Consider the following 1,673-nt stretch of genomic DNA (forward strand, 5'->3'; position numbering starts at 1 on the left):
GGGCCGACGGGTGGCCCGGCCAGCAGATCAACGGCCGAGTGGATCTGGGCGCGCAGGTCGGCCACGATGTCGCCGCTGTCGGGGTAGTCCAGGGCAGGCCCGTTCACCGACAACAGCGAGTCGAACAACAGGGCTGCCTTGGACGGCCATCGGCGGTAGATGGTCTGCTTGCTGGCGCCCGCTCGGGCGGCGACCGCCTCCATGCTCAGCTTGGCGTAGCCGATCTCCTGGCCGAGCTCCAGCGTGGCCCGCATGATGGCCTCGGTCCGGTCGGCACCGCGACGGTGGGGCGTGTCGGTCATGCCGACACCTTATCGGTACGGCGCGTTCCGTACGGGCGGCGGACTGCGGGGGCCCGGACTCCGGCGCGGGGTCCGGCTGGGCGCGTACCCGCCTTGTCCGGCGCCGAGCGGCCGATCAGGTAGGGGACGGGGGTGGGGACAGGACCAGGCGGATGGCGAAATTGCGGTAGCCGGCGCGTTCGAAGGCGCGGGCCATCGGGACATTGCCCGCGTCCGTGTCGGCGACGATCCGCTGCACGCCGCGTTCCGCGTGGTTGCGGGTGATCTCGCCGAGCAGGTCGTTCACGTAGCCCCGGCCGCGGTGCTCGGGCACCACCCCGAGGTAGCCGACCACCGGGCCGCCGCCGTTCGCCGACGGCAGCGCGACCCCGGCCAGCTCGCCGTCCGCGGTGTAGGCCAGGCGCCACCAGGAGCGGTCGCCGGGCATGGAGCGGTAGCCGGCGACGTCCTGGCGCGCCTGCGCGTCCGGGTCCATGGTGACCAGGGCTTCGCGGGTGTGGTGGTCGAGCGTGCCGACGGCCACCCGGCGGAACGCCTCGACGAACATCTCGTCGTCGTCCTCGCCGCGGAACTCCAGCCGGCCCGACGGCTTGGGCGCCTCGGCTTCGGCGGTCCACTCGTAGCGCAGCCGTTCCAGTTCCTCGGTCAGCCCCGCGCGGCCCGCGGCCGTCCGGCGCCAGGTGATCGCGGCCGCGGACGTGGGGTCGTCGCGCCAGCCGTTGGAGACGAACACGTGGTAGGCGGGCTGGTCGTCGTAGGCGGCGTGGGCGTGAGCGAGCAGGTCGGCGGCCAGGCCGATGGGGTCGTCGACCGAGGGGTGGACGTAGAGGCAGTCCAGCGCGAGAGGCTTGCCGGCGTCGGGCGAACCCCACCACACGGCGCGGGCCAGGATCTCACCGTTCTCCTCGGCGATCCAGATCCACGCATGGCGGTAGTTGCCGGATTCGAGGAAGGACAGCAGCCGGTCAGGGTGGGCCCAGCTGATGCCCTCATCGACGACGCAGCCGAGCAGACGGTCGAGATCACCCTCGACCGTGGGACGAAAAATCACAGATCCTCCAGAAAGTGGAAGCGGGCCCGGTGGGCGCCCGTTCGGTGCGGGACATCTCGGTCGTCCCGCACCCGGCGTGCCGGTTCCGGGGACACCATATCGGTACGGAACGTTCCGTACTTGACAGCGGACGTCCGCCTTGGACATCATCCTATCGGTACGGAACGTTCCGTACACATAAGAAGAGTAAGGCCCGACCACACCATCGCCACCTCACGAGAAGAAGACGATCGCGTGATGCCCGTCCCCCCTGACCCGACCGTGCTGCACCCCATGCCCGATCAGCCCCGGGTCGTGCTGCTCAAGCCCCTGGTCACCTC

2 protein-coding genes are annotated in these 1,673 nt (G+C 70.8%); both read right to left on the reverse strand.

What is annotated here, in order from left to right:
* Positions 1-302 (reverse strand): TetR/AcrR family transcriptional regulator (locus ACWCSD_RS52390; protein ID WP_449927374.1); only part of this gene is annotated, 302 nt, incomplete at its 3' end.
* Positions 303-417: 115 nt separating this feature from the next.
* Complete coding sequence (locus ACWCSD_RS52395) at positions 418-1,353, reverse strand: GNAT family N-acetyltransferase (RefSeq protein ID WP_449927376.1); 936 nt, start codon at positions 1,351-1,353, stop codon at positions 418-420.
* Positions 1,354-1,673 lie beyond the last annotated feature (320 nt).

This window comes from Nonomuraea sp. NPDC001684, assembly GCF_053596515.1.